At 38.6% G+C, this 6,296-nt stretch carries 7 protein-coding genes and 2 pseudogenes; 8 read left to right on the top strand and 1 reads right to left on the bottom strand.

Annotated elements, in window-relative coordinates:
* Positions 1–122 precede the first annotated feature (122 nt).
* The 8 genes and pseudogenes from ruvC (at position 123) to CCS77_RS09700 (ending at position 5,614) form a co-directional block, all read left to right on the top strand.
* A complete protein-coding gene (gene ruvC / locus CCS77_RS09730; protein WP_087583362.1) occupies positions 123–602 on the top strand; it encodes a crossover junction endodeoxyribonuclease RuvC in 480 nt (159 codons plus the stop codon).
* 16 nt (positions 603–618) lie between these two features.
* Positions 619–1,308: an MOSC domain-containing protein gene (locus CCS77_RS09725; protein ID WP_107917275.1), complete on the top strand. Its 690-nt coding sequence runs from the start codon at positions 619–621 to the stop codon at positions 1,306–1,308.
* Positions 1,309–1,413: 105 nt separating this feature from the next.
* A pseudogene (locus tag CCS77_RS10925) lies at positions 1,414–2,148 on the top strand (cache domain-containing protein); the annotation flags it as partial.
* A gap of 819 nt (positions 2,149–2,967) precedes the next feature.
* A pseudogene (locus tag CCS77_RS10920) lies at positions 2,968–3,339 on the top strand (methyl-accepting chemotaxis protein); the annotation flags it as partial.
* 97 nt (positions 3,340–3,436) lie between these two features.
* On the top strand, positions 3,437–3,952 hold the full coding sequence (luxS, locus tag CCS77_RS09715; protein WP_107917273.1) for an S-ribosylhomocysteine lyase: 516 nt from the start codon (positions 3,437–3,439) through the stop codon (positions 3,950–3,952).
* A 1-nt stretch (position 3,953) separates the two neighbouring features.
* On the top strand, positions 3,954–5,060 hold the full coding sequence (locus tag CCS77_RS09710) for a DNA adenine methylase (protein WP_107917272.1): 1,107 nt from the start codon (positions 3,954–3,956) through the stop codon (positions 5,058–5,060).
* A gap of 16 nt (positions 5,061–5,076) precedes the next feature.
* A complete protein-coding gene (locus CCS77_RS09705; RefSeq protein WP_107917271.1) occupies positions 5,077–5,343 on the top strand; it encodes a hypothetical protein in 267 nt (88 codons plus the stop codon).
* The gene (locus CCS77_RS09700; RefSeq protein WP_107917270.1) at positions 5,324–5,614 is read left to right on the top strand and encodes a type II toxin-antitoxin system RelE/ParE family toxin; all 291 of its coding nucleotides are present in this window, start codon (positions 5,324–5,326) and stop codon (positions 5,612–5,614) included. Before CCS77_RS09705 ends, CCS77_RS09700 begins: the two co-directional genes overlap by 20 nt.
* A gap of 31 nt (positions 5,615–5,645) precedes the next feature.
* Here the strand turns inward: CCS77_RS09700 and thyX are convergent, their stop codons facing one another.
* The gene (thyX, locus tag CCS77_RS09695) at positions 5,646–6,272 is read right to left on the bottom strand and encodes an FAD-dependent thymidylate synthase (protein ID WP_103632785.1); all 627 of its coding nucleotides are present in this window, start codon (positions 6,270–6,272) and stop codon (positions 5,646–5,648) included.
* Positions 6,273–6,296: the final 24 nt, after the last annotated feature.

The following is a 6,296-nucleotide window of genomic DNA, read 5'->3' as shown; positions in this document are numbered from 1 at the left end:
ATTTCAACCCTTTTTATTTAATGAATTTTATTAGCGATTTTATCTTAAATTTAATAAAACCTTTGTTAAACTCTGACAAACTTTTTCACGCCGTGAAAAAGTCGTGAAAAAGTATTGAAAAGATTGTGATGAAAATTTTAGGAATCGATCCAGGCACGAAAAATTGCGGTTACGCGATACTTGAAAAGAGCAAATTTAAAACTATACTTCTTGAAGCTGGACTTATAAAGATAAAGCCAAACACACTTCAATACCAAATAACAGAGCTTTGCGAGGGGCTTGATCTCATCTTTAAAAACCATAAATTTGACGAGGTTGCGATAGAGGACATCTTCTTTGCCTACAACCCAAAAACGGTCTTAAAGCTCGCTCAGTTTCGCGGGGCACTTAGTCTTAAAATTTTGCAGCTTCATGGGGACTTTGCCGAATATACGCCGCTTCAAGTAAAAAAAACAGTCACTGGCAAGGCAAAGGCTGATAAAGAGCAAGTGGCATTTATGGTGAAGAAAATTTTAGGTATAAATAAAGAGATAAAACCGCTTGATATCACCGATGCGATCGCGATCGCGCTAACTCACGCGAATAATTTAAGAATAAACTAAATTTGATAGGAAAAATATGGCAACACTGAAAGCTTTACTAATCGGCGAGGTGAAAAACTACGGCTCACAAAATGCAACTGATAAGCTAAATTTACCTTGGAGCTCAGCTATTTTTAAAGTGGCTCAAAACGGCGAAATTTTCGCAAATGAGCTTGGTTTTGAGGGCGATAGCGTCGCTGATACGAAGCACCACGGCGGCCCTGAAAAGGCAGTCTTTGCAAATTCGTTTGCAAACTACGCCGAGTGGGAGAAATTTTTAGGATTAAAAAATATGGCTTATGGGGCGATGGGGGAGAATTTATGCGTTGATGGGCTTGATGAGAGCTGCGTCTATGTGGGCGATATCCACAAGGTGGGCTCGCTTGTGCTTCAAGTCTCGCAGCCTAGAAAGCCATGCTTTAAGCTCTCAAAAAGATGGGGCAATGAAAATATGGCTACTCACATCTTTGAAACAGGCCTTACTGGCTGGTACTACCGCGTCCTTACGCCAGGATCGTGCAAAGCAGGCGACGCGATAGAGGTTATAGAGAGTGACCCAGTTCATATGAGTATTTTAGAGATAAACAGGCTCTTTTACGCGCCAAGTGAAAATTTAAATTTACTTGAGAAATTTAACGCCCTCACCACTCTTACAAATGGCTGGCATGATGATATGAAAAGACGCATTGAGGGAATTTATAGCACCGAATTTATGAGAACACTATAAACATTTATACTTTTGCTCCGATTTTGTTTTTCAAATGGATTTCAAACAAAATTTAAAGGAGCAGAGGTGTTTCGTTCTATCACAAATAAGATAGCACTCGCCTTGATGATCTTACTCATCATCTCGTTTTGCGCTATCTCGGCGGTTAGTTATTTTACTTCAAAGGATAAGATCGTTGAGCTTGTCAGTGGCAAAGAGGATCAAGTCCTTAAAGATATAAAGAGTGTTGCAAACACTTTTTTTGATGAAAATTTAGAGCATATCAAGAAAATTTCATCAGCAGTTGAAGGCGCTCAAAGTGGCGATGAGATAATGAATTTTGTCTTATTAGAAAAAAAGGTCGCAAACTCTGCGGTGAAATATGTCTATTACGGCGATGAGGATGGACACTTCTTTCAGTCAGACGGCAAAAGAACAACCGTAGCTGATAACTACGACCCAAGAACTAGAGGCTGGTATAAGAGCACAAAAGAGAAAAATAAAGAAATTTACACTGAGCCAAGGGTCACTTCTACAAATGATCTTGTTGTAAGTTTCACCGCTCCAGTTACTAAAAATGGTAAATTTGTTGGCGTTGCTGGTATAGATGTGGATGTAAAGAAAGTTAGCGACAAGATCATCGAGATAGGCAACACTGGCGATGGCGGATATGCTTATGTGATGAGAAAAGATGGCACTATGCTCTTTTCTGACGTAGTTTCAGAGGTTGGCACTATCTTGCCAGCTACAAAGGTCGTCTCAGAAAAATATAACAATAAAGAATTTGATGAAAATGGTCTGATCTCATATAAAAACTCTAAAAACCAAGATGTAACGGCTAAAATTTTGCCTATCAACGATGATGGCTGGCTTGCAACCGTCGCCATAGGTGCGGATACCTTTTCAAACCACACTATGCCTATCTTAAAAGCTCAGCTAATGCTTGCAGTGCTCTTTATAGTCATACTCTCAGCCATTGTTTTCGTGCTACTAAAACGCTCACTTAAGCCTATCAGCGTTATCCAAGAGAAGCTTTCTGATACCTTTAAATTTATCACTTATGAGAGCAGCACTGCCCCAAGCAAGCTAGACATCCACACGACTGATGAATTTGGCGTGATGAGCGAGGAGATAAATAAAAACATAGACAAAGTCATAGCTGGCATCAAGAAAGATAACACCATGCTTGAAGAGCTAAATGTAGCTGCAAATAACATGATAAGAGGAAATTTAGGCGTTAAACTAAATGAGAACCCAAATAACCCATCGCTTATCAAGCTAAAAGATCTGCTAAATACTTTCTTTAGCTCTATCAGTCAAAATTTAGGCAGCGTCATAAATATCCTAAAAGCCTACTCAAATAACGACTACACCGCTAAGATCGAGCTAAGAGATGACATAGAAGCTGATCTAAAAGCTATGATAGTTGGCATAAATAATGCAGGTGATGCTATAAGCGCTATGCTAAATAGCAACCTAAATCAAGCTCAAAATTTAGAAGAAAAGGCAACTATGCTTGCTGAGTCTATGAGAAATTTAACTGATGGTGCTAGCAAACAAGCTGACTCTATCCAAGAGAGCGCGGCTGCGGTTGAGCAGATGAGTAGCTCGATGAATGCTATCTCACAAAAGACAGGGGACGTCATAAGACAAAGCGAAGAGATCAAAAACATCATCGTTATCATCCGTGACATCGCTGATCAGACAAATTTACTTGCTCTAAATGCAGCCATAGAAGCAGCGCGTGCAGGTGAGCATGGACGTGGCTTTGCAGTCGTGGCTGATGAGGTTAGAAAGCTAGCTGAACGCACACAAAAAAGTCTAGGTGAGATCGAGGCAAATACAAATGTCCTTACTCAGTCAATTAACGAGATGAGTGAATCTATAAAAGAGCAAGCTGAGGGCATAAATATGATAAATAGAAGTGTCGCTCAGATAGATAACGTCACAAAAGAAAATAGAAGCGTTGTTAGTAACACAAACGACGTAACTAGCGAGATAGACGGCATGGCGAAGGTCATACTAACAGACGTTAGAAAAAATAAATTTTAATACCCAAAAATACTACTAGGCTCATGTAAATTTACGTGAGCCTTTAAATTTTAAATCTTTTTTACGCTAAAATTACCAAAAATTTAAAGGAGAATATATGCCACTACTTGATAGTTTTTGTGTAGATCATGTGAAGATGAAAGCCCCAGGAGTAAGACTTGCAAAGAGTATGAAGACCCCAAAAGGCGATGATATCAGCGTTTTTGACTTGAGATTTTGCAAGCCAAATGAGGAAATTTTGCCAGAAAAGGGCACTCACACTTTAGAGCATCTATTTGCTGGCTTTATGAGAAACCACCTAAACGGCAACGGCGTGGAGATCATAGACATCTCGCCGATGGGTTGCAGGACTGGCTTTTATATGAGCGTGATCGGCACACCTAGCGAAGAAGCTGTAAAAAAGGCATGGCTTGCTTCGATGAAGGATATCTTAGAGGTCAAAACTCAAGATCAAATTCCAGAGCTAAATAAATTTCAATGTGGCACTTACAAGATGCACTCACTTTATGAGGCGCACGCCATAGCAAAGAAAATTCTAGATCACGGTCTAGTCATCATAAACAACGAAGAGATCAAGCTTGACGTTGATGCTATGGGACTAAAAAAGCACTGATTTGAAACCAGTAAAACAAGAAAATCAAGCCTATCTAAAAGAGCAAATTTTAACCTATCTTGGTAACAAACGCTCTCTTTTAGGCTTTATCGAGCGAGGCGTAAAATACGCAAAAGACGAGCTTAAAAAAGAGAAGCTTAGCTGCTGTGACCTCTTTAGTGGAAGCGGCGTGGTGGCTAGGTTTTTAAAACAAAATAGTGAATTTCTAGTCGCAAACGACTTGGAGCTTTACAGCTTCATCACAAACTTATGCTATTTGCAAAACGCCACAAATGAGCTAAGAGATGAGATAAATTTCTGGCAAATGAGACTTGAAAAAGAGATAAAAAATAGCCTTCATGAGGGCTTTATAACAAGGCTTTATGCCCCAGAAGATGACGAAAATATCGCTTGGGGCGAGCGGGTCTTTTACACAAGAAAAAATGCCATATTCATCGACACCGTAAGAAGACTCATAGATGAGATCTTGCCAGAGGAGATGAGAAAATTTTTCATAGCTCCACTACTTTATAATGCAAGCGTGCATGCAAATACGAGTGGAATTTTTAAAGGTTTTCATAAAAATAAAGAGGGCATCGGTCAGTTTGGTGGCAGGGGACAAAATGCCATTTCAAGGATCACTTCTGATATAAATTTAACTAAGCCTATTTTTTCAAATTTCAGAGTGCCATTTGAGGTCTATCAAAAGGATGCAAATTTACTGGCAAAAGAGCTTGATGGGCTTGATCTAGTCTATCTTGATCCGCCTTATAACCAGCACCCATACGGCTCAAACTACTTCATGCTAAATCTCATCGCAAGCTATGAAGAGCCAAGTAAAATTTCAAAGGTTTCAGGTATCTCAAAGGACTGGAACAGATCAGTTTTTAATAAAAAATCATCAGCAAGCGAGGCATTTTTCGAGCTGATAGCAAATTTAAAGGCGAAATTTGTGCTGATCTCGTTTAACTCAGAGGGCTTTATCAACCAAGATGAATTTGATAAAAATCTAAATAAAATGGGCAAAGTTAATCTACTGCGCCAAAAGTATAATGCCTACCGCGGTAGCAGAAATTTAAAAGCTAGAAACATCCACGTAGACGAGCTTCTTTACGTTTTGAAAAAGTAAATTTAAAGGATATAAGATGACAACTACAATTTTTAAAGGTGATATAACGCCTCAGATAGCCCAAATTTTACAAGATGCCTATGAAGCCATAAAAAAAATCGACCCTCAGTTTAAGATGGAAAATGATGGATACAGACTTTGTAAAGAGGATGCAAAATATCTAAAAGATGTAGCTTTTAAGGCTAAAAACAGTGAGCTTGAATGTATCGAAGAAGATGAATTTAAAAGCCATAAAAGAGAGTTGCTCATAGGACTTGGTGCAGATGAGAGTAAAATTTTCTAAGGAATTTGAGCAAGCTACTGATAAGATCAGTAAATTTATAGCTAAAGATAGTGTTGAGAAGGCGGTACTTTTTTACAATGATCTGATAACAAAGATCGAAGAGATAAAATATATGCCGTATCGTTTTCGTAAAAATTTAGATATAAACGATGATGATGTTAGAGACTTGATATTTCATGGTTATGTTGTTCCATTTTATATCGATAAAGAAAAAGAGACTATAACTATACTTTTGATCTACAAAGAGAATTTACCAAGCATAAAATTTTAGTTCTTTTCTCTTTATTTAACTACTTTTAATTTTAACCCTCATCCTCTGGCAAGCACTTCTCAAAGATAAATTTATGCTCATTTGGCAAGGCGTCGTAGATAGCATTTGCTAAATTTCTTATCTCCCAAAGGGCTGATTTTGAGCTTCTTAGAGAGATGAAATTTTGCAAGCTTCTAGCGTTTATGCTCCATGTAAGCTCGGTTTTATAGCACTCTGGCAAGCAGTATTTAACTATATCAAGGCTTTTTGTGGTTGAAGCTAAAATTTCACGTAAGTTTTCAAGCGCTTTTATGCTTGCGTTATCGACCATTTCGTCATTTGTTAGCACTATAAATTTAGCCGCACGTTCAAACTGCCCTACTTCAAATTTCTCCTCCTTTTTTAGCTCTTTTAGCGTGTAGCGGGTTGATTTGACGCTTAGGCTTGCTATGCGGTGGCGGGCTAGCTCTTGAAGTAGTGCGCGCGAGATGCCTTGGATGTAGAAGTTGTAGTAAAGGTGCTCCAGCGTTGAAGCGTGTTTAAATTTATTACCCACTCTATCTATCAGCTCGACGTCTTTTTCGCCGCCATTGTCGCCTTTTTCAAAGCTTTGCCAGCATGTGCGGATCGCGTGAGAGCAGATATTTAGTGGGGTGTGATTTAGAAGTGTTACTTGCATATTTTCTCTTTTTGTGAAATTTTT

It is taken from the genome of Campylobacter concisus (assembly GCF_003048375.1).
GTDB classification, from domain to species: domain Bacteria; phylum Campylobacterota; class Campylobacteria; order Campylobacterales; family Campylobacteraceae; genus Campylobacter_A; species Campylobacter_A concisus_T.
The sequence above is the reverse complement of the archived record's forward strand: the minus strand, read 5'-3'. Positions and strand labels throughout refer to the sequence as shown.

What these genes read in the sequence shown, in the direction of transcription:
- CCS77_RS09725 (WP_107917275.1), top strand. Translation starts at nt 619, where the DNA reads ATGGCAACACTGAAAGCTTTACTAATCGGCGAGGTGAAAAACTACGGC.
- luxS (WP_107917273.1), top strand. Translation starts at nt 3,437, where the DNA reads ATGCCACTACTTGATAGTTTTTGTGTAGATCATGTGAAGATGAAAGCC.
- CCS77_RS09705 (WP_107917271.1), top strand. Translation starts at nt 5,077, where the DNA reads ATGACAACTACAATTTTTAAAGGTGATATAACGCCTCAGATAGCCCAA.
- CCS77_RS09700 (WP_107917270.1), top strand. Translation starts at nt 5,324, where the DNA reads ATGAGAGTAAAATTTTCTAAGGAATTTGAGCAAGCTACTGATAAGATC.
- thyX (WP_103632785.1), bottom strand. Translation starts at nt 6,272, where the DNA reads ATGCAAGTAACACTTCTAAATCACACCCCACTAAATATCTGCTCTCAC.